This window comes from Streptomyces sp. NPDC054847, from assembly GCF_053610925.1.
In genome coordinates, this window is record NZ_JBSGZJ010000091.1 from 1 (window position 1) to 19,343 (window position 19,343).

Consider the following 19,343-nt stretch of genomic DNA (forward strand, 5'->3'; position numbering starts at 1 on the left):
GACCCGTACCGCGCTCCGCGCGGTGCCCTCAAGCGCCGGGCGGGCTTGAAATGCCCGCCCGTCACCCCGGCGAGTCGGGCTCCGCCGGGACCTGTACCGCGCTGCGCGCGCGGTCTTCAGTCGTCGGGCGGCCTGGAAATGCCCCCGCCCGTCGCCCCGGGCTTGTCGGGCTCCGCCGGGACCTGTATCGGGCTGCGTGCGCGGTCTTCAGTCGTCGGGCGGCCTGGAAATGCCCCCGCCCGTCGCCCGGACTTGTCGGGCTCCGCCGGGACCTGTACCGCGCTCCGCGCGGTGCCCTCAAGCGCCGGGTGGGCTGGAAATGCCCCGCCCGTCACCCCGGCGAGTCGGGCTCCGCCCGGACCTGTACCGCGCCGCGTGCGCGGTCTTCAGTCGTCGGGCGGCCTCGAAACGCCCCCGCCCGTCACCCCGGCTTGCCCACCAGCTCCCGCAGGATGTCCTCCATCGTGACCAGGCCCTCCGGCCGGCCGTTCTCGTCGAGGACGGCCGCCAGGTGCGTACGGCTCCGGCGCATCGCCGTGAGGACGTCGTCGAGCGGGGTCGTCGCCCGGACCCGGGCGATCGGCCGCATCGCCGACACGGGGAACGCCGTGTTCCTCGGCGCCGCGTCCAGGGCGTCCTTCACATGGAGGTAGCCGAGGATGCGCCGTCCCGCGTCCACCACGGGGAAGCGGGAGAAGCCCGACTCCGCGGACAGTCGCTCCAGTTGTTCCGGCGTCGTACCGGCCTGGGCGTACACCACGCGCTCGATGGGCATCACCACGTCGCGCACGGGCCGGCGGCCGAGTTCGAGCGCGTCCCGCAGCCGTTCCGCGGAGCGGTCGTCGAGCAGGCCGGCCTCGCCGGCGTCCTGCACCAGGTTCGCCAGCTCGTCGTCGGAGAACGTGGCGGTCACCTCGTTCTTCGTCTCGACACGCAGCAGCTTGAGCAGGCTGTTCGCGAAGGCGTTGACCATGACGATGACCGGGTGCAGGCCGCGCGCGAGCGTGACCAGCGGCGGGCCCAGCCACAGCGCGCTGCGCACCGGCTCCGCGAGCGCGATGTTCTTCGGCACCATCTCGCCGAGCAGCATGTGGAGGTACGTCGCGAGCGAGAGGGCGATGACGAACGAGATCGGGTGGACCGCACCGTGCGGCACGCCCACCGCGTCGAAGACCGGCTCGAGCAGGTGCGCCATGGCCGGCTCGGCGACGATGCCGAGGACCAGCGTGCACAGCGTGATGCCCAGCTGGGCGGCGGCCATCAGGTCCGAGACGTGCTGGAGACCCCACAGGACGCTGCGGGCCCGGCGGTTGCCGGCCTGTGCCTCAGGTTCGATCTGACTGCGGCGGACGGAGATCAGCGCGAACTCGGCGCCGACGAAGAAGGCGTTGGCGACCAGGGTCAGGAAGCCGATGAAGAGCTGGATCGCGATCATCGTCCGGCCTCCTGGATCTCGTCGGCCCCTTCCGCGGCGATCGGCGGCGCGTGCATCAGCACCCGCGCCGCCCGCCGTCCGGACGCGTCGACGACATCGAGCTGCCATCCGTCCATGTCGATGCGGTCGCCTTCGGCCGGGATGCGTCCCAGCTCGGTGGCGACGACTCCGGCGAGCGTCTCGTACGGACCGTCGGGCACCTGGAGGCCGATGGCCGCCAGCTGGTCGGTGCGCGCGGCGCCGTCGGCGGACCACAGGATCCGTCCGTCGGCGTCCTCGCCCGCGGGGGCCAGGTCTGGCGTCTCGTGCGGGTCGTGCTCGTCGCGGACCTCGCCGACGACCTCCTCCACGATGTCCTCCATCGTCACGACACCGGCCGTGCCGCCGTACTCGTCGATGACGACGGCCATGGTGGACCTGCCCTGGAGCCGGTCGAGCAGCCGGTCGACGGTCAGTGACTCGGGCACGAGTACCGGTTCCCGCAGCAGTTCGGAGACGCGCAGCCGCCGGCGGTGTTCCGCGGGCACGGCCAGGACGTCCTTGATGTGGGCGATACCGACCACGGTGTCGAGGCTGCCCCGGTAGACGGGGAAGCGGGACAGGCCGGTGGCCCGGGTCGCGTTGGCGACGTCCTCGGCCGTGGCCTGCGCCTCCAGAGCCGTGACCTGTACCCGGGGGGTCATCACGTTCTCCGCGGTGAGTTCGCCGAGGCCGAGGGTGCGGACGAACAGCTCCGCGGTGTCCGCCTCGAGCGCGCCCTCCTTGGCCGAGTGGCGGGCCAGGGCGACGAGCTCCTTGGGGCTGCGGGCGGAGGCCAGCTCCTCCGTCGGCTCCATGCCCAGCCGCGTCACCATGCGGTTGGCGGTGTTGTTGAGATGGGAGATCAGGGGCCGGAACGCGGCGGTGAAGATCCGCTGCGGCGTAGCGACCACCTTGGCGACGGCCAGGGGTGAGGAGATGGCCCAGTTCTTCGGGACGAGCTCGCCGACGACCATCAGGACGACGGTCGACAGGGCCGTGCCGATGACCAGCGCGACGGACGACGCCACGGAAGGGGAGAGGCCGAGGTCCTCGACCGGTCCGCGGATGAGCGCGGCGATCGACGGCTCGGCGAGCATGCCGACGACCAGGTTGGTGACCGTGATGCCGAGCTGTGCGCCGGAGAGCTGGAACGTGAGGCTGCGGGCGGCCTTGAGCGCGCCGGCCGCGCCTCGTTCCCCGCGCTCCGCCGCTCGTTCGAGATCGCTGCGCTCGACCGTCGTGAGCGAGAACTCTGCCGCGACGAAGGCTCCGCATGCGACGGAGAGCAGCACGGCCACGGCGAGCAGAAGCACTTCGGTCATCGGTTCACCTCCATCCCATGATCCGGCAGGGGGAGAAGGTTTGCGCGATGTCGGCTACTAGGAGGCTCGCCCATGGGCGGACGCTCACACCTTTCGTACGGGAGTGGACAGTGCGCCCATGGTAAAGGACGGGCAAAAGCGTGGAGGCGGGCGGTGGAGGTCAGCTGAACGGTTTGACCCAGCGGCGCCAGTGGTCCTCGCGTATGTACCCGGCGGAGGTCCACGCCCGGTGAGCCTGCTCGTTGGCCTCGAGGACCATCGCGTCCCCGCGGCGGCCGCCCACCGCGGCGAACCGCTTCTCCGCCGCGTCGAGCAGGGCGGTCGAGATGCCGCGCCGGCGGTGGGAGGGCAGCACGGCCAGCCGGTACAGGGAGCAGCGCCAGCCGTCGTAGCCTGCGATGACGGAGCCCACGAGCACGCCGTCCGACTCGGCGAGGATGAGCGCCTCGGGGTCACGGTCGATGAGCCGCGTGACGCCGTCCACGTCGTCCGTGATGCTCGTGCCCTCCGCGGCCTCCTTCCAGAAGGCCAGCACGGCCTCGGCCTCGTCGGGAGCGGCGTTGCGTATGAGCAGGTCGGTCATGGCGGTGAGCCAAGCACGCCCGCGACCGGCACCGCCACCGTCTTTCCGCGCTGTGAGACGGGATACGGCGGGGCCGCCCTTGCACTGCTAGCACCTTCGCGCTAGCTTCGAGGTGTGGCGAAGACACAGTTGAACGTACGCGTGGACGAGTCCACCGCGGAGACCGCCCGCCAGCGGGCGATGCAGCGCGGCGTGAGCGTGAACCGCTACATCGAGGAGCTCGTCAAACAGGACGCCGGCGAAGCGGGACGCACGTTCGTCGACGCGGCGGCCGACTTCATGAAGCAGTACGAGTCGGTCTTCGCCGAGGAGTTCGGCGACAAGCGTTGAGCCTGCGGATCGACCTTGCCTGGCTGCTCATGGTCGCGGAGCACAAGATGCCCGGCGACCCCCAGGTCACCGACTGGGGCGCGCTCGTCGCCGCCGTCAGCCGTCACGAGGCGGAGATATTCGGTGTCCCCGTATACAGCGACCCGGCCTCCCGGGCCGCCGCGTTGCTGCAACTGCTGCTGCACGTACCGGCGCTGGAGCGTTCCAACGCCATGTTCGCCTCGGCCGTCGCCTACGGCTACCTCGTCGCCTGCGGACTGAAGGTCGTCACCTCGCCCGAGCAGGTACGCGATCTGGCCCGCCTGGTGAAGGACGGCAGCGCGGACATCGGGCGCATCGCGGAGGAACTGCGGAGCTGGAGCGAGTGAGCGGTGCGGCTCTCCGACTCCCGGAGGGGCCGGCCACCCGGCCCCGGCGCGACCGGGCGCCCGGAAAGAGAACCGGCCCCCGTCGTGGCGGCTACCGGTCCATGACCGGGCGGCGGGCGACGCCCAGCACGCACGGCGACGTCGGCAACTGCGGTCCGTGGTCCGGCACCCGGAACCGCCGGTAGGGCCCGAGCTCGAAGCCCGCCTCCTCGATGGCGGCGATCGTGTCCCGCGCCGTGTGGCACCCGCCGAACAGCAGCGGCCACACCGTGCGGTCCAGGACCCGCTGAGTGGTCGCCAGGCCCCGGCCCTCCGCCCGCCCGTGCTCGAAGAACCGCAGCTCCGCGCCGGGCCGCAGGACCCGCTTGATCTCCGCCAGCGCCCTCGGCAGGTCCCGTACGGTGCACAGCACCAGCGACGCGACCGCCGCGTCGAAGCCCTCGCTCTTGACCGGCAGGGCCTCGGCCGCGCCGGGCGCCACGTCCACCGGGACCTCGGCGCGCAGGGCCGCCTCCGTGGCCAGCTTCCGCAGCGAGCGCTCCGGTTCGATGGCCACCACTTCGGAGACGGTGGCCGGATAGTGGGAGAAGTTCAGACCGTTGCCCGCGCCGATCTCGATCACCCGGCCGGACAGCCCGCGCAGCAGCTCCGCACGGTAGGCGGCGATGCCGCCCTTGAGGTCGGCCGTCACGCTCATCTTCGCGTAGAAGCGGGCGAAGAGAGGATGGTGGACGGCGTCCCGCGGGACGTTCTTACCGCGCTGGAGCGGGACCATAGGGGCCTCCTTCGGAGACGGGCCGGTCCCCGTCATTCTCCCCCGCTGTGCGCGGCTCAGCCGTCCGTGCCCGCCACGAAGCAGAATTCGTTGCCCTCCGGGTCGCGCATGACGAGGAAGCGACCGTGGTCGTCGGTCACGATCGCCCCGACCCGCTCCGCCCCCAGGCGGACCGCCTCGTCCGCCGCCGCGTCGATGTCACCGGCGTCCAGGTCCAGGTGAAGGCGGTTCTTGACCGTCTTGCCCTCCGGCACCTGCTGAAAGGCGACGCGCACGAACTCCGGCGGATCGACGTACGACCAGTCGTCGGAGCGGTCCACCGGATCGCCGCCGAGGAGCGCGGCCCAGAAGCGCACCAGCCGGGCGGGGTCGTGGCAGTCGAAGACGATCTCGTCGATCTTTGCGCGCATGCGCGTCAGCCTACGGCGGCGGTGAACGCCCCCGCATCCCACCGGCCGCCGAGGCGTGGCGTCAGCCAGGTCGCCGCCAGCGCCCTGAAATCGGCGGGAGCGAGCGCGCCGGCGCCCTCCGGTACCGCCCCGAGCAGCGGTGCCCCGGCGGCCTCCGGAAGGTCCGCCAGATTGCAGCGCGCCGCCAGATCGGGTGTGCGCGGCCAGCTCCCGACCACCACGCCCAACTGCTCCAGGCCGCGTGCGCGCAGAGCCTCCGCCGTGAGCGCCGTCATGTTCAGCGTGCCGAGGCCGGCCGGGGCGACCACGAGCACGGGCGCGCCCAGCTCGGCGGCAGCGTCCGCCAGCGTGGCGCCGTCGTCGTCGAGCCGTACGAGCAGGCCGCCCGCGCCCTCCACCAGTACCAGGTCGTGCTCGGCCGCCAGCTTCTCGGCGGCCTCCGCCACGTCCTTGGGCCGCACCGGTGCGAGCCCCGCCCGCCGGGCGGCGGTGGCCGGCGCCAACGGCTCGGGGAACCGAGCCAGTTCGGCACAGGTCACGTCGCCGGCGAGCCGCCGTACCACAGCGACGTCGCCGTCCTGTTCCGCCGCCAGCCCCGTCTGCGCGGGCTTCAGGACGGCGACGGACAGCCCCCCGGCCAGAGCCACCGCGGCGACCGCCGCCGTGACGACGGTCTTGCCGATCTCGGTGCCGGTGCCGGTCACCACGATCACTGCCATGTGCCTGTGTGTCCTTCGTTCGTTCCGGTGTCCGCTGCGTCGTTCCGCGGCGGGCGGCCTCAGCCCGCCGCTGCCGCCGCACGCACCGCGCGGCACACGCGGGCGAGGTCCTCGTCGTCCGTCACGTAGGGCGGCATCGTGTAGACGAGGTCGCGGAAGGGCCGCAGCCAGACCCCTTCCCGGACGGCCGCCGCCGTGGCCGCGGCCATGTCGACATCGTGGTCCAGCTGTACGACGCCGATGCCGCCGAGCACCCGGACGTCCTTGACCCCGGGCAGGTCCGCGGCCTCCGCGAGACCGTCGCGCAGCCCCGTCTCCAGGCGGCGGACCTCCCCCTGCCAGTCCTGCCCGAGCAGCAGGTCGATCGAGGCGCAGGCGACGGCGGAGGCCAGCGGGTTGCCCATGAACGTGGGGCCGTGGGCGAGCACCGGGACCTCGCCCCGCGAGATGCCCTCGGCCACCTGCGAGGTGCACAGCGTCGCCGCCATCGTCAGATAGCCGCCGGTCAGCGCCTTGCCCAGGCACATCACGTCCGGTGCGACGCCCGCGTGCCCGGCCGCGAACAGCGTGCCCGTACGCCCGAACCCGGTCGCGATCTCGTCGAACACGAGCAGGACGCCGTACTCGTCGCAGGCCTCTCGCAGGACGCGCAGATACTCGGGGGAGTGGAACCGCATGCCGCCCGCGCCCTGCACGACCGGCTCGACGATCACCGCCGCCAGCTCGTCCGCGTGCCGGGCGATCAGCTCCCGCAGACCCCGCGCGTACGCCTCCTCGTAGTCGGCGGGAGGCGCGTCGGCGAAGAGCTGCCGCGGCAGCACCCCCTGCCACAGCTCGTGCATCCCGCCTTCGGGATCGCACACCGACATCGGCTGCCAGGTGTCGCCGTGGTAGCCGCCGCGCCAGGTCAGCAGCCGCTGCTTGGCGGGGCGGCCCAGCGAACGCCAGTACTGGAGGCACATCTTCACGGCGACCTCCACGGACACGGAGCCCGAGTCGCAGAGGAAGACGTGCCGCAGCGGCTCCGGGGTGATCTCCACCAGCCGGGCCGCGAGCCGCACGGCGGGCTCATGGGTGAGCCCGCCGAACATCACATGGCTCATCCGCCCCAGCTGCGCGGTCGCCGCCTCGTTCAGGACCGGGTGGTTGTACCCGTGGACGGCCGACCACCACGAGGACATGCCGTCGACCAACTCGCGCTGTCCATGCACCTCTTCGGCGAGCCGCAGCCGTACGCCGGACGCGGACTCGACGACCAGCGGATCGCTGCGGCCCGGCATCGGGCCGTACGGGTGCCAGACGTGCGCCCGGTCCAGCGCGCGGAGCTCGTCGGGGCCGAACTCAGGCATTGGGCGCGAGGTCCGTCCCGGCTCCCCGGCGGCGCACCGCCACCAGATCCGTACGCGCCGTCGACGCCTCGCCCGACGCGGCCGCGGTCGTCGCCGCCTCCGCCGCCTCCGAGGCGCACCCGCCCTGGTCCCCGTCGCCGCACACCGAGCCGCAGCCGCCGCCGGCCGCACGGTGGTCGGGCAGCGTCGTCGTGTCCGTGCCCTCCACCTCGAAACCGGCGTCCGCGATCATCTCGAGGTCGGTCTTGCCCGCCTGGCCCTCACTGGTGAGGTAGTCGCCGAGGAAGATCGAGTTGACCAGGTGCAGCGCGAGCGGCTGCATCGAACGCAGATGCACCTCGCGCCCGCCGGCCAGTCGCACCTCGACGTCCGGGCAGACGAACCGGGTCATCGCGAGAATGCGCAGACACCGCTGCGGGGTGAGGTGCCACTCCTTGGCGAGCGGCGTCCCCTCGAACGGGATCAGGAAGTTCACCGGCACCGAGTCCGGGTCGAGTTCCCGCAGCGCGAAGACGACGTCCACCAGGTCCTCGTCGCTCTCACCCATGCCGGCGATCAGCCCCGAGCAGGCCGACAGGCCGGCGGCGTGCGCCTTGTTGACGGTGTCGACGCGGTCCGCGTAGGTGTGCGTGGTCGTGATGTCCCCGTACGTCCCCTCGGACGTGTTCAGGTTGTGGTTGTACGCGTCGGCGCCCGCGTCACGCAGCCGTTCGGCCTGGCCGTCGGAGAGCAGGCCCAGGCACGCGCACACCTCGACGCCCTCGTTCTGCTCCTTGATCGCCTCGATGGTCCTGGACACCCGGTCCACGTCCCGGTCTGTCGGGCCGCGCCCGCTCGCGACCAGGCACACCCGCTTGGCGCCGCCGGCCACACCGGCCGCCGCGGCCTCCGAGGCCTCCTCGGGCTTCAGCCAGGTGTACTTGAGGATCTCCGCCTTCGACCCGAGGCGCTGGGAGCAGTACGAGCAGTCCTCCGGGCACAGGCCGGACTTCAGGTTGACCAGGTAGTTGAGCTTCACCCGCCGCCCGAACCACTGACGGCGCACCTTGCCGGCAGCGGCCACCACATCGAGCACATCGTCGTCGGAGGTCGCCAGCACGGCGAGCGCTTCTTCGCGGGTCGGCAGCTCGCGCCGCAGCCCCTTCTCCACCAGTGTGTTCAGCAGGTCCATGGCGCCGATCCTGGCCTACAGCACAGGCCCCGGCCAAGGAGGAAGCCCACAACACCTGCGATTCGAGGTGTGTGCATGGCCACACCCGGTACCCGGGCCCGCCCGGCTAGGGTCTGTCCGCTGCCTACAAAAAGGACCGGACCGCCATGCCGAGGAATCCTTTCGACTGGATCGACGAGGAGTCGCGCCGACGCGAGCGGGCGGGTCTGGTCCGCACTCTTCGGCCGCGCCCCGCCGACAGTGCCCTCCTCGACCTGGCGAGCAACGACTATCTCGGTCTCACCCGCCGCGCCGAGGTCACCGAAGGCGCCGTGCGGGCCGCCCGCCGGTGGGGCGCCGGGGCCACCGGTTCCCGGCTCGTCACCGGCAGCACCGAACTGCACGCCGAACTGGAGCGTGAGCTCGCCGACTTCTGCGGCTTCGAGGCCGCCCTCGTCCTGTCCTCTGGCTACGCGGCGAACCTCGCCGCGGTCACCGCGCTCAGCGGCCGTGACGCCCTCGTCGTCTCCGACGCGGGCAACCACGCCTCCATCGTCGACGGCTGCCGGCTCTCCCGTGCGGAGACGGCGGTCGTCCCGCACACCGACGTAGAGGCCGTACGCAAGACGCTCGAGGCCCATCCCGGCCGGCGCGCCCTCGCGGTCACCGACTCGGTCTTCTCCGTGGACGGCGACGCCGCACCGCTGCGGGCCCTCGCCGACGTCTGCCGTGAACACGGCGCCGGGCTCCTCGTCGACGACGCGCACGGGCTGGGCGTCCTCGGCGACGGCGGCCGCGGCGCCCTGAACGCCGCCGGCCTCGCGGGCGCGGCCGGGACCGTCGCCACGCTGACGCTCTCCAAGTCGCTGGGCAGCCAGGGAGGTGCGGTCCTCGGGCCCGCCCCCGTCATCGACCACCTGATCAACACCGCCCGCACCTTCATCTTCGACACCGGCCTGGCCCCGGCGGCGGCCGGCGCGGCACTCGCGAGCGTGCGGGTGCTGCGCGGCGAACCAGGACTCGCCGGACGGGCGCGCGAGGTGGCGGCGGCGCTGCACCGCGGGCTGACCGACGCCGGACTGACCTCGGCCCGCCCGGATGCGGCGGTCGTCTCCGTGCAGGCCCCGTCCCCGGAGGCGGCGCTGCGCTGGGCGGCGGACTGCCGGGACGCCGGACTCGTCGTCGGCTGTTTCCGGCCCCCGTCCGTACCCGACGGGATCTCCCGGATCCGGTTGACCGCCAGGGCGGATCTCACGGACCGGCAGATCGAAACGGCGCTCTCCACGATCATCCGGACCGCACCCGGCAGTTGAGCCGGGAGTGCCCCGCGGCCTCCGGTCGGTGGCCATAAATACGGTCTGCCGTAGCAGAGTTCACCGCATCGAGCGACAGAAATGTGCGTATCTCGGTGGATCGGCGCCCCTGACGGACGATAAGTGGCAGTCTGACGCAGAAGCGTAATCCGTGGCCGTTCCCGCGTTTCATCCGCTACGAGTCGGAGCCCGGCCGCGGTGGGAAAGGGACAGCGCCGCCATGGCAGACCACCAAGAAGCATCCGCCACTCTGCCGAGCGATCCGGCGTCGGTATCCGCCGCCAGGAGATATGTCACGAATGTTCTGTGTGAATGGGGGCTGGAGCCGGACGCCGAGACCGTCGACACCGTCAAACTGATCGTCTCCGAGCTCGCCACGAATTCCGTACAGCACACCTTCGGCCAGTCCCCGACCTTCACGGTGGATCTGCGCCTCGAGCGCGACGAGCAGTTGTGCATCGGCGTCACCGACAGCCATCCGCGCTGGCCCCAGCGGCTGCCCGCCGCCGTCCGGCAGGACAACGGGCGGGGCATGGTCATCATCCGTACGCTCACCGCGGAGTACGGCGGCCGGCTGTCCGTCACGCCCACGGAGGAGGGCGGAAAGACCGTCTGGATCGCACTGCCCTGGTCCGTGCCCGTGCAGAGCTGACCGCTGACCCCGCCAGAAACGATTTGCCGGCTCGAACGGCCCGCGGCTCGGACAGCCCGTGATTCGAACAGTCCCGGCTCAAAGGGTCCCTTCTTCGCGGACGGACCGTGCCCTGCTGCTGCCCGCCCTCGCGAACGCGCCACGCATCAGCGCCCGCAGCGACCGCACGGCCGGACCCGACTCCTCGCCCCGGTGCACCACCGAGATCGTCCTGCGGAACGACGCAGGTTCCAACTGCCGTACCCGCAGGGGCGTCGCGGCCATCGCGGCGACCATCTCCGGCACGACGGCCACCCCCAGTCCCGCGCTGACGAGGGCGCACACCAGTGCGTACCCCGGCGACTCGCAGACCACGGCAGGTGTGGCGCCGGCGTTCGCGAGTGCGCGCTCCACCCCCTTGCGCGGCGGATGCGACGGCGCGCTGCTGATCAGCGGCTGGCCCGCCAGGTCGCCCACGGGCAGCCGGCCGGAACCGTCGGCGAGCACATGCCCCGGAGCGGTCACGAGCACCAACTCCTCCACCAGGAGGGCCTCGACCACCACCCCCTGCGGCGCGGCGGCCGGCTCGGCCGGCTCATAGGCATGGGTCAGCGCCACATCGACCTCGCCCGTGGCCACGGCCGTGACCCCGCCGGGCGGCTCGTACTCGGCGACGGTGAGCTCCACGTCCGGATGCGCGCGGCGGAAGGCGCTCAGCACGGGCGGCAGCAGATGGATTCCGACCGTCGTGAACGTGCCGACCCGGAGCCGGCCGCCGGCCAGGCCGGTGAGCCCCGCCAGCTCATGGCGGGCCCGGTCCATCTCGTCCAGCACCCGGCGGGCGCGTTCCGCGAGCAGCTCGCCGGCCGCCGTCAGCCGTGCGCCCCGGTGCGAGCGCACGAGGAGGACTGCCCCGGCCTCCCGTTCCAGCTTGGCGATCTGCTGCGAGAGCGCCGGAGCCGTGTATCCGAGCCGGGCGGCGGCCCGGGTGATGGAACCGGCGTCCGCCACGGCGACGAGAGCCGCCAGCCGGGTCGGGTCGTACATGCCACCCCTTAAGCGTTGCTTCAGACCTCCCTGCAGAAATCGCAAGTACACGTTAAGGGCAGCGGGCGTCCACGCTGGGACGCATGGACGGACAGCTCATCGCCTTCATCGGGGTCGCCGCAGGCATGGTCGCCGTGCCCGGCGCCGATTTCACCGTCGTCGTGCGCAACGCGGTCGCCTCACGCCGCGCCGGTGTCGCCTGCGCGGCAGGAGTGGCCGGCGGGCTGCTCGTCCACACGGCCCTGGCCGTGGCGGGACTCGCCGCCGTACTCGCCACCGCGCCCGTTCTCTACCGGACGCTGCAGGCAGCGGGCGGTGCCTATGTGCTGTATCTCGGGGTCCGATCGCTGCACGCCGCACTGCGCCCGCGCCCGGAGCCGGCAGGTCCGCGGACCGCGGACCCGTACGGCGTCGGACGCGGCCTGCGGCAGGGCTTTCTCACCAACGTCCTCAACCCGAAGGCGCCGGTGCTGTTCCTGAGCCTGCTCCCGCAGTTCGTTCCCGACGGCGCGGCCGTACTGCCGCGCACGCTGCTGCTCGCAGGCACGGTGGTGCTGATCGCGCTGTTCTGGTTCCCGGCGGTGGCGCTGATGGTCGACCGGCTCGGCCGGTGGCTGCGCCGGCCGCGGACCGCCCGCGCCGTCGAAGGCGTCTCGGGAGGCGCGCTGACCACGCTCGGCGCGGCCCTGCTGATCCGGTCGACCGCGCACTGACACCACCCAGGTCCGGCAGGACCTGGCGGCGCGTCAGCGCACGCGGCCGTACTTGACGCTCTTCGTCCAGATCTTGACCAGCCGGACCACGTCACCCGTCTTGGGCGAGTGCCAGATCTTCCCGTTCCCGGCGTAGATCCCCACGTGGTAGACGGCACCGCCGGCGTGGAAGAACACCAGGTCACCGCGTTGCCGATGCGAGGCGGAGATATGACGGGTCCGGTTGTACTGCTGCTGGGCGGTGCGCGGCAGCTTCTTGCCCGCCTTCTTGTACGAATAGAGCGTCAGCCCGGAACAGTCGAAGCGGGACGGGCCCGTGCCGCCGTACCGGTACGGCGAGCCCTTCTTCGACGCGGCCACTTTGAGCGCCTTGCTCGCGTGGCTGCTGATCGCATGCGCTTCAACAGCGCTGCCCGGGGCCAGAAGTGTGCCGCCTACGGCGGCGATGGTGAGTGCCGATACGGCGCCCGCCCGTGAGAACAGGTGGGGGAGATGCATCTGCGCAGTCATGCGCAACCCTTCGTCAGCCGCCTGTGAAGGGTGACCTGTCGGGTTCGGACGGCGAAGACGCCCGGCCGCCGCAGCGGCTTCACCCCAAGGCGTGGCCGGGACAACCGGTCACGCCGTACTGCTGGGTCCTCCACTCCTGCCGATGCAATTCCGTCGACCAGACGTCCGGTGCGGCGGCAGGATTCAGCGTCCGCCCGGACCGCCCCGTCGAGGTGGCGGGGGCTTGTCGTCTCACGGATCGTTACCCACCGATGTCCGATTTCCGAGTTGAAACGGCTTTTGTGAAGCTGATCACGACTGGACCTTTCGGGTGGGCAGGCCTCTCGGACCCTTTCTCCCGCGCTCCGGACCCGTCCCGTACCAGCAGTTGAAGCGCCCCATTGCGCCAGACCGGTGGTCCCGCCGACGCAAGTCCGGGGCCTTGCGACAACTTGGGCAAAGCTCCACCGAACGGGGTACGTGTGTCGCGCGCCGTGTCGGCGGGCGGCACCGGAACGTCCGTCAACTCGTGGAAACGGGAGGCATGGTCAGCCGGTTGGTCCTGCGCTCGCCGTCCAGGACGCGCAGCGCCTTGGTCAGCGTGTCCGTGTACAGCTCGTTCTCCCCCCGGATGTGCATGAGTGTCAGGGCGTCCTTGAGCGCGGCGGCACGCCCGACCAGCGCCTGCGCGGCGCGCAGGGCCCCATAGGTATGGGTGGCGCGAGCGGGGTTGATCCTGCCGAGCAGGTCGACGACTTCGAGGTAGGCGTCGACGAACTCGGCCTCGGCGCGGGTGAGTGCCGGCAGCGGCGGCAGTTCGGGCGGCAGCATCCCGTGCTCACCTCGCCGTGGGTGGCACGGCCGAGAGCTTGCGGCTCGCGACGACGTGGTCGATCAGGCCGTACTCCTTCGCCGCGGTGGCGTCGAAGATCTTGTCGCGCTCCAGGTCGGCCGTGATGCGGTCCGGGTCGTTGCCGGTGTGGCGCACCAGCATCGAGCCGAGTTGCTCACGCAGTCGCAGCAACTCGGCGGCGTGGATCTCCAGATCGGACGGCTGTCCGCGCAACGGCTCCTCGTATGCGGGCTGCTGCATCACGATCCGCGCGCCGGGCAGTGCCATGCGCTTGCCGGGAGTGCCCGCGGCGAGCAGGGCGACCGCCGTGGAGGCGGCCTGGCCCAGGCAGGTCGTCGCCACGTCGCACATGACGACCTGCATCGTGTCGTAGATGGCGGACATGGCGCTCAGTGATCCGCCGGGGGAGTTGATGTACAGGCAGATGTCCTGGTCGGGGGCCTCGTACTCGAGGTGCAGGAACTGCGCGATGACGTCGTTCGCCGCCGTGTCGTCGACGGCGGTCCCCAGGAAGACGATCCGCTCGGCCATCAGCTTCGAGTACGGATCGAGCGTGCGCGTCCCGAAGGATGTGCGCTCCGTGAGCTCCGGCAGGACATAGCGGGCGGACGGACGGTTCATGGCACACCTCTCGTCGTCACGGCTGTGGAGATCCCTCCGGGCCATGTAAAGAATGTACAGTATGTACAGACGGTTAGAATGGGAGCATGGCCTACGAAATTCCGGTGACGCAAGCTCGCGCCGAGCTCGCCGATCTGATCAACCGTGTCGTCTACGGCGGCGAGCGAGTCGTGGTGACCCGGCACGGGAAGCCGCTCGTCGCGCTGGTCTCCGCCGCGGACCTGGAGCAGCTGGAGCAGGAGGCGGAGGCGCCGGAGGCGGCGGAGGAGCAGGTCATCAGCTCCGTGTCCTCCTTCGGGTCGGTGTCCTCCGGTTCTCCCGACCGCGGCCGCTTCGGGCTGGCGGCCGAGCACCGCCCTCCGAGGGACCGCCCCTAGCTGCGGCGTGGGGGCACCTCCCGTGCCCGGAGGGCTACGGGGGAGTGCGTGCCAGACCCCGCGAGCCCGGCATGATCCAAACGAGAGGCCCTAGCGGCCGGGCCGAGGCGCCAGGGCCGGCCCGGTCGCGTGCGCCCGTCGCACGGTCCGGCACCCTGACGCGTCCGGACATACGAAGGCCGCGCGCCCCCGTCCGCTACAGCGGGGACGCGCGGCCGGTCGGATGACCGGGACGTCGGCCGGTCAGGCGACCGGTACGGGGGCGGGCCGCTCCGCTTCCGTAAGCCCCGTGGTGCGGCGCCTGCCGACCATGAACACGGCCACCAGGCCCAGCGCCGCCCACACCGACAGTGTCAGGAGCGGTGCCGCGGCGCCGCGCCCGTCGAAGTAGGCGACCGAGCGCAGCAGTGTCGCCCCGGCGCCCGGCGGCAGCCACTGGCCGATCGCGCCCACCGGCTCCGGAAGCAGCTCCGGCGCGGAAGCGGCACCGGAGAACGGATTGCCGAGCAGCACCATCAGCAGCGCGCCGAGGCCGATGCCCGGCGTTCCGAGCAGCGCGGCGAACCCGGCCACGGCCGCTCCCGGCGCGGCGACCGTCAGGCTCAGTGCGGCCGCCTCCGCCCACCAGTCGCCCTGCAGCGCACCGAGCCAGCTGTGGGTCATCGCCGCGGCGGTGACGCCCACCAGCGCCGAGGCGCCGACGAGCGCGGCGGCGGCACGGGCTCCGCGCAGGCCGGACATCGTCACCAGCGCTCCCGCGGCGACTCCCGCGAGGGCCAGTGGCAGGGCGCTCGCCGCCAGCGCGGTGCCCCGAGGGTCCCCGGACGGGAGTGGGGCCACGTCCGTCACCTGCACCTGAGTGCCGGCGGGGGCTTGAGCGGTGACGGCCTCCTTGAGGAGCTGGGCGACGACGGGGCCGGCTCCGGAAGCGGTCAGCAGCCTCGTGCCGTCCGGTCCCGCGACGACGGCGCCGTATACGACCCGGTCCTCGACCGCGGTTCTGGCCGAGGCCTCGTCGTCGTAGCGGTGGACGTCGAAAGCGCCTTCGCGCTGCTCGAACCCCCGCTCCAGCTGGGTGACGGCCGCCGCGGGTCCCGCGACGCCGATGGGCAGGTCGCGCGGGGCGGTCCTGGCGGCCGGCCAGGCGAAGGCCCACAGGGCCAGCGCCACCACCACCGGGACCAGGACGATCACCGCGATCATGCGGCGGGCCGGTGCAGCGGACATGAGGAGCTCCTTATAGAGAAGGATCGTTCGTTTTATCTTTTGGCCACTGTCCTGCTGCCTCCGGTCCTTGTCAAGAAGGAATGTTCGTTTTACTTTTGGGCCATGGCACGCGTATCCCAGCAGCACCTCGACGCCCGCCGCCGTCAGATCCTTGACGGCGCGGCCCGCTGCGTCTCCCGCAACGGCTTCCACGCCACATCGATGCAGGACATCCTGAGCGAATGCGGCCTGTCGGCGGGTGCCGTGTACCGCTACTTCCGCGGCAAGGACGAGTTGATCGCCGCCATCGCCGACGAGGCGTTCAGCAGCATCCGCGCCGCGTTCGAGGAGGCCGCGGCCACCACGCCACCGCCCACACCCGATGTGCTCCTCGGGCGGGTGCTGCGCCGCATGCTCGTCGAGGAGGTGCCGGGCGGCGACCGTCAGGCCTTCGCCCGACTGGTCGTCCAGACGTGGACCGAGACCCTGCGCGACGAGCGTCTCGCCGCGATCCTCGCCACCGGTTACAACGGCATGCGCCAGGCGTGGGCCGACCTCGTGCACGCCTATCGGGCGAACGGGCAGATGGAGGCGGACGTCGACGCCGACCATGTGGCGCGGACCCTGATCGCCACCGCCCAGGGGTTCATCGCGCAGCAGGCGCTGTTCGGCGATGTGCGTGTCGAGGTCCTCGAGGACGGCCTGCGGGCTCTGATGTCCATGCGGGATCCCAAGATCAGTTAACGCGCCGGAAAAATCCGCGCCCTAACGTTCAACCTCTGGTCGTGAGATGCCCGCGGACAGGTCAACAGGGTGTCGCAGCGCGTTACGGTCCTCACGCCCAGGGAGCTACCGGGCCGGACGACAGTGAGGTGGACGCGTGCAACTCTCCCCGCACGAGCAGGAACGGCTTCTCATCCATGTGGCCGCCGACGTGGCGGAGAAGCGCAGGGCGCGCGGGGTGAAGCTCAACCACCCCGAATCCGTCGCCCTCATCACCTCGCACATCCTCGAAGGCGCCCGCGACGGCCGCAGCGTCTCGGAACTCATGGCGTCCGGGCGGAAGGTGCTCACCCGTGACGACGTCATGGACGGCATCCCCGAGATGATCCACGACGTCCAGGTGGAGGCCACCTTCCCCGACGGGACCAAGCTCGTCACCGTCCACGACCCGATCGTCTGAGGGGCGGAACGATGATTCCCGGAGAAATCCTCCACGGCGACGGCCCGATCCTCCTCAACCAGGGCCGTGAGGTCACCCGCCTCACCGTCGTCAACGCCGCCGACCGCCCGGTCCAGGTCGGCTCCCACTACCACTTCGCCGAGGCCAACCCCGGCCTCGAGTTCGACCGCGCCGCCGCCCGTGGCAAGCGGCTCGACGTCGCCGCCGGCACCGCCGTGCGCTTCGAGCCCGGCATCCCGGTCGACGTCGCACTCGTGCCGATCGCCGGGCGCCGGATCGTCGCCGGACTGCGTGGGGAGACCGGAGGTCCTCTCGATGGCTGAACTCCACCGCGCCGTGTACGCCGACCTGTTCGGTCCCACGACCGGCGACCGTGTCCGGCTCGCCGACACCGACCTGATCATCGAGATCGAGGACGACCGCTGCGGCGGCCCGGGCCGTGCCGGTGACGAGGCGGTGTTCGGCGGCGGCAAGGTCATCCGAGAGTCCATGGGCCAGGCCCGTGCGACACGCGCCGACGGCGCGCCCGACACCGTGATCACCGGAGTGGTCGTCCTCGACCACTGGGGTGTCGTCAAGGCCGACATCGGTGTCCGGGACGGCCGGATCAGCGGCGTGGGCAAGGCCGGCAACCCCGACACCATGGACGGCGTCCACCCCGACCTCGTCATCGGGCCCGAGACGGAGATCATCGCGGGCAACGGGAAGATCGTCACCGCCGGAGCCATCGACGCACATGTCCACTTCATCTCGCCGACCGTCGTCGAGCAGGCGCTCGCCACCGGCGTGACCACCCTCGTCGGCGGCGGCACCGGGCCGGCGGAGGGCACCAAGGCCACCACGGTCACACCCGGCCCCTGGCACCTCGGCCGGATGTTCGAGGCGCTGGAGGCCTTCCCGGTCAACATCGGCCTGCTCGGCAAGGGCAACACCGTCTCCCGCGACGCCATGTACTCGCAGCTGCGCGGCGGCGCGCTCGGATTCAAGATCCACGAGGACTGGGGCGCCACCCCGTCGGTCATCGACGCGTGCCTGCGTGTCTGCGACGAGACCGGCGCGCAACTCGCCCTGCACACAGACACGTTGAACGAGGCCGGGTTCGTCGGCGACACCCTCGCCGCCATCGCCGGCCGCACGGTCCACGCGTACCACACGGAGGGCGCGGGCGGCGGGCACGCACCCGACATCATCACCGTCGTCTCCGAACCTCATGTGCTGCCCAGTTCGACGAACCCGACCCGGCCGCACACGGTCAACACCATCGACGAGCACCTCGACATGCTGATGGTCTGCCACCATCTCAACCCCGCCGTTCCGGAGGATCTCGCCTTCGCCGAGTCCCGGATCCGGCCGTCCACCATCGCGGCGGAGGACGTCCTGCACGACCTCGGAGCGATCTCGATCATCTCCTCCGACTCGCAGGCGATGGGGCGCATCGGGGAAGTGGTGATGCGTACGTGGCAGACCGCGCACGTCATGAAGAAGCGACGCGGCGCGCTCCCCGGTGACGGCCGCGCGGACAACCACCGGGCACGTCGCTATGTCGCCAAATACACGATCAACCCCGCGGTCGCGCAAGGCCTCGACGGCGAGATCGGCTCGGTCGAGACCGGCAAACTGGCCGATCTCGTGCTGTGGGACCCGGCCTTCTTCGGGGTCAAGCCGCAACTGGTGATCAAGGGCGGCCAGATCGCGTACGCGCAGATGGGAGACGCCAACGCCTCGATCCCGACACCGCAACCCGTGATGCCACGACCGATGTTCGGGGCGATCGGGCGCGCGGCGGCCAGGGGATCCTTCAACTTCGTCGCACAGGCGGCGATCGAGGACGACCTGCCCGAACGACTCGGCCTGGCCAAGAAGTTCGTGCCGATCAAGAACACCCGGCGGGTGACGAAGGCGGACATGCGCGAGAACGACGCCCTGCCCCGGGTGGAGGTCGACGCCGACACCTTCACGGTGACGATCGACGGCGAAGCGGTCGAGCCGGCACCTGCCGCGGAACTCCCCATGGCTCAGCGGTACTTCCTGTTCTGATGCGCCCTTCCGACACCGATACGCACCTCGGCCACGGGGATCCCGCCGCCGGCGCTCCGCACGAGAAGCCCGCCGCCGGGGCCGTCCATGAGTCGCCTGCCGCCGTCCGTGCCGCGCTGCTCGTGCTCTGTGACGGGCGGTTCCCCGCAGGAGGGCACGCGCATTCCGGCGGGGCCGAGGCAGCGGTGAAGGCGGGACGCATCCGTGACGCCGACGACCTCGCCGCGTTCTGCCGGGGGCGGCTGCACACCACGGGCCTCACGGCCGCGGGGCTCGCCGCCGCGGCGGCGTTCGGCCACGACCCCGTCGCGCTCGACGCTGCGGCGGACGCGCGGACGCCGTCGCCCGCGCTGCGCGCCACTTCACGCAAGCTCGGCCGCCAGCTGATGCGTGCCGCGCGGGCCGCATGGC

The 19,343-nt window shown here is 71.6% G+C and carries 24 protein-coding genes and 1 riboswitch; of the genes, 11 read left to right on the forward strand and 13 right to left on the reverse strand.

Annotation, left to right across the window (positions count from 1 at the left end):
* Positions 1–421: 421 nt before the first annotated feature.
* The 3 genes from ACWGH4_RS12815 to ACWGH4_RS12825 all read right to left on the reverse strand — a co-directional run bounded on the left by ACWGH4_RS12815 (position 422) and on the right by ACWGH4_RS12825 (position 3,361).
* Positions 422–1,435, reverse strand: a complete 1,014-nt coding sequence (locus tag ACWGH4_RS12815) for a hemolysin family protein (protein ID WP_453459314.1) — start codon at positions 1,433–1,435, stop codon at positions 422–424.
* The gene (locus ACWGH4_RS12820) at positions 1,432–2,778 is read right to left on the reverse strand and encodes a hemolysin family protein (protein ID WP_453459317.1); all 1,347 of its coding nucleotides are present in this window, start codon (positions 2,776–2,778) and stop codon (positions 1,432–1,434) included. The genes ACWGH4_RS12815 and ACWGH4_RS12820 overlap by 4 nt, the downstream gene beginning before the upstream one ends.
* A gap of 160 nt (positions 2,779–2,938) precedes the next feature.
* Entirely contained in the window at positions 2,939–3,361 is a 423-nt protein-coding gene (locus tag ACWGH4_RS12825; RefSeq protein WP_453459320.1) for a GNAT family N-acetyltransferase, read from the reverse strand.
* A gap of 114 nt (positions 3,362–3,475) precedes the next feature.
* On the opposite strand from ACWGH4_RS12825, the gene ACWGH4_RS12830 reads away from it, so the two are divergent.
* Entirely contained in the window at positions 3,476–3,691 is a 216-nt protein-coding gene (locus ACWGH4_RS12830; protein ID WP_005320324.1) for a hypothetical protein, read from the forward strand.
* Positions 3,688–4,059, forward strand: coding sequence for a fic family toxin-antitoxin system, toxin component (locus tag ACWGH4_RS12835; protein WP_159694203.1), 372 nt, complete (start codon positions 3,688–3,690; stop codon positions 4,057–4,059). Before ACWGH4_RS12830 ends, ACWGH4_RS12835 begins: the two co-directional genes overlap by 4 nt.
* Before the next feature lie 91 nt (positions 4,060–4,150).
* Here ACWGH4_RS12835 and ACWGH4_RS12840 read toward each other — a convergent pair whose 3' ends face one another.
* From ACWGH4_RS12840 to bioB, 5 genes are read right to left on the reverse strand one after another with little or no spacing between them, the layout of a single operon-like run.
* A complete protein-coding gene (locus tag ACWGH4_RS12840; RefSeq protein WP_453459324.1) occupies positions 4,151–4,834 on the reverse strand; it encodes a class I SAM-dependent methyltransferase in 684 nt (227 codons plus the stop codon).
* Between the two features lie 56 nt (positions 4,835–4,890).
* A complete protein-coding gene (locus tag ACWGH4_RS12845; protein ID WP_453459327.1) occupies positions 4,891–5,244 on the reverse strand; it encodes a VOC family protein in 354 nt (117 codons plus the stop codon).
* Between the two features lie 5 nt (positions 5,245–5,249).
* Complete coding sequence (bioD, locus tag ACWGH4_RS12850) at positions 5,250–5,963, reverse strand: dethiobiotin synthase (protein WP_453459330.1); 714 nt, start codon at positions 5,961–5,963, stop codon at positions 5,250–5,252.
* Positions 5,964–6,022: 59 nt separating this feature from the next.
* Positions 6,023–7,312 carry an adenosylmethionine--8-amino-7-oxononanoate transaminase gene (locus ACWGH4_RS12855; protein WP_453459333.1) on the reverse strand — a complete coding sequence of 430 codons (1,290 nt, stop codon included), beginning with the start codon at positions 7,310–7,312 and terminating at the stop codon, positions 6,023–6,025.
* Positions 7,305–8,483 carry a biotin synthase BioB gene (bioB, locus tag ACWGH4_RS12860; protein ID WP_453459336.1) on the reverse strand — a complete coding sequence of 393 codons (1,179 nt, stop codon included), beginning with the start codon at positions 8,481–8,483 and terminating at the stop codon, positions 7,305–7,307. Before bioB ends, ACWGH4_RS12855 begins: the two co-directional genes overlap by 8 nt.
* A gap of 146 nt (positions 8,484–8,629) precedes the next feature.
* On the opposite strand from bioB, the gene ACWGH4_RS12865 reads away from it, so the two are divergent.
* Both ACWGH4_RS12865 and ACWGH4_RS12870 read left to right on the forward strand, forming a co-directional pair.
* Complete coding sequence (locus tag ACWGH4_RS12865; protein ID WP_453459339.1) at positions 8,630–9,775, forward strand: 8-amino-7-oxononanoate synthase; 1,146 nt, start codon at positions 8,630–8,632, stop codon at positions 9,773–9,775.
* Positions 9,776–9,995: 220 nt separating this feature from the next.
* The gene (locus tag ACWGH4_RS12870; RefSeq protein ID WP_453459342.1) at positions 9,996–10,427 is read left to right on the forward strand and encodes an ATP-binding protein; all 432 of its coding nucleotides are present in this window, start codon (positions 9,996–9,998) and stop codon (positions 10,425–10,427) included.
* 78 nt (positions 10,428–10,505) lie between these two features.
* Here the strand turns inward: ACWGH4_RS12870 and ACWGH4_RS12875 are convergent, their stop codons facing one another.
* Positions 10,506–11,453: a LysR family transcriptional regulator gene (locus tag ACWGH4_RS12875; RefSeq protein ID WP_453459344.1), complete on the reverse strand. Its 948-nt coding sequence runs from the start codon at positions 11,451–11,453 to the stop codon at positions 10,506–10,508.
* Positions 11,454–11,536: 83 nt separating this feature from the next.
* Here ACWGH4_RS12875 and ACWGH4_RS12880 point away from each other — a divergent pair, with 83 nt between their 5' ends.
* On the forward strand, positions 11,537–12,166 hold the full coding sequence (locus ACWGH4_RS12880) for a LysE family translocator (protein ID WP_453459347.1): 630 nt from the start codon (positions 11,537–11,539) through the stop codon (positions 12,164–12,166).
* A 33-nt stretch (positions 12,167–12,199) separates the two neighbouring features.
* Here the strand turns inward: ACWGH4_RS12880 and ACWGH4_RS12885 are convergent, their stop codons facing one another.
* From ACWGH4_RS12885 to ACWGH4_RS12895, 3 genes are all read right to left on the reverse strand, one after another.
* Positions 12,200–12,676, reverse strand: coding sequence for a C40 family peptidase (locus tag ACWGH4_RS12885; protein ID WP_453459350.1), 477 nt, complete (start codon positions 12,674–12,676; stop codon positions 12,200–12,202).
* Between the two features lie 3 nt (positions 12,677–12,679).
* Positions 12,680–12,842, reverse strand: a riboswitch (cyclic di-AMP (ydaO/yuaA leader).
* A 335-nt stretch (positions 12,843–13,177) separates the two neighbouring features.
* Positions 13,178–13,486, reverse strand: a complete 309-nt coding sequence (locus tag ACWGH4_RS12890) for a hypothetical protein (RefSeq protein WP_441265921.1) — start codon at positions 13,484–13,486, stop codon at positions 13,178–13,180.
* 7 nt (positions 13,487–13,493) lie between these two features.
* Complete coding sequence (locus ACWGH4_RS12895; RefSeq protein WP_453459369.1) at positions 13,494–14,129, reverse strand: ATP-dependent Clp protease proteolytic subunit; 636 nt, start codon at positions 14,127–14,129, stop codon at positions 13,494–13,496.
* Between the two features lie 86 nt (positions 14,130–14,215).
* Here ACWGH4_RS12895 and ACWGH4_RS12900 point away from each other — a divergent pair, with 86 nt between their 5' ends.
* Positions 14,216–14,506 carry a type II toxin-antitoxin system Phd/YefM family antitoxin gene (locus ACWGH4_RS12900; protein WP_453459353.1) on the forward strand — a complete coding sequence of 97 codons (291 nt, stop codon included), beginning with the start codon at positions 14,216–14,218 and terminating at the stop codon, positions 14,504–14,506.
* A gap of 243 nt (positions 14,507–14,749) precedes the next feature.
* Here the strand turns inward: ACWGH4_RS12900 and ACWGH4_RS12905 are convergent, their stop codons facing one another.
* Positions 14,750–15,733, reverse strand: coding sequence for an ABC transporter permease (locus ACWGH4_RS12905; protein WP_453459355.1), 984 nt, complete (start codon positions 15,731–15,733; stop codon positions 14,750–14,752).
* Between the two features lie 102 nt (positions 15,734–15,835).
* Here ACWGH4_RS12905 and ACWGH4_RS12910 point away from each other — a divergent pair, with 102 nt between their 5' ends.
* The 5 genes from ACWGH4_RS12910 to ACWGH4_RS12930 form a co-directional block, all read left to right on the forward strand.
* Complete coding sequence (locus tag ACWGH4_RS12910) at positions 15,836–16,456, forward strand: TetR/AcrR family transcriptional regulator (RefSeq protein ID WP_453459358.1); 621 nt, start codon at positions 15,836–15,838, stop codon at positions 16,454–16,456.
* 136 nt (positions 16,457–16,592) lie between these two features.
* Positions 16,593–16,895, forward strand: coding sequence for an urease subunit gamma (locus tag ACWGH4_RS12915; protein WP_453459361.1), 303 nt, complete (start codon positions 16,593–16,595; stop codon positions 16,893–16,895).
* A gap of 11 nt (positions 16,896–16,906) precedes the next feature.
* On the forward strand, positions 16,907–17,218 hold the full coding sequence (locus ACWGH4_RS12920; protein ID WP_441265916.1) for an urease subunit beta: 312 nt from the start codon (positions 16,907–16,909) through the stop codon (positions 17,216–17,218).
* Positions 17,211–18,932: an urease subunit alpha gene (locus ACWGH4_RS12925; RefSeq protein ID WP_453459364.1), complete on the forward strand. Its 1,722-nt coding sequence runs from the start codon at positions 17,211–17,213 to the stop codon at positions 18,930–18,932. The genes ACWGH4_RS12920 and ACWGH4_RS12925 overlap by 8 nt, the downstream gene beginning before the upstream one ends.
* Positions 18,932–19,343 (forward strand): urease accessory protein UreF (locus ACWGH4_RS12930; protein WP_453459367.1); only part of this gene is annotated, 412 nt, incomplete at its 3' end. The genes ACWGH4_RS12925 and ACWGH4_RS12930, both read left to right, overlap by 1 nt.